The following is a 634-nucleotide window of genomic DNA, read 5'->3' on the forward strand; positions in this document are numbered from 1 at the left end:
AGCGTCCAGATCGCCTTCGACCTGGCTCCGCCACGGCCGCCGGAACCCTCGCGGCCCGGACCCTCGCGGCCCGCGACCCTCGTCGCCGGTCAGATCGTCCACCAGGCCGTCGGCCCCGTTACCGGGCCCCGGCCCGAAGGACGCGGCCGCGGCGGCCCGCTCGCCGCCGCCCGTCGCGGCGGGCCTTCGTCGACCGCGGGACCGCGCGGTGCCCGCCCCGGGAAATCGGCCGCCACGCCCGGCGGGGGGCGGCCGCGGAAAGATCTGTGTGCTCTCCGGATCGGTCTCGTCGGTTCGACGCGCCCGCCGGTCCGAGCGGCGATGCCGGGGAGTCTGCCCCTCGACCCGCCGGAGGAGCTCGGTCTTCTCCGCCCGCAGCCGGCGTTGCAGCGCGCTCAGGTCCATCGTGGCGGTGACGACGTCGGGCGGCTGGATCGCGGGCCCGGACGGCCCGGGCACCGGCCCCGCGGGGCGGACCGGGTCGACTGGCGGTCTTCCCCCGGCCTCGCCCGACGGTTCTCCCGCCTTCCCGGCCGTTGGCACCCGGCTCACGGAGATCTCGCCCGGGGAAGCGGTGGGCCGTTGCTCCGACGGATCGCCGTGGGGCCGCACCGGGCCGGTCCACACGGTGCCC

At 78.4% G+C, this 634-nt stretch carries 1 pseudogene; it reads right to left on the reverse strand.

The features are described from left to right. Nucleotides 1-552: pseudogene (locus tag AC08ON_RS11275) on the reverse strand (hypothetical protein); the annotation flags it as partial. Nucleotides 553-634: the final 82 nt, after the last annotated feature.

The organism is Frankia sp. CoWAU3 (assembly GCF_977971855.1).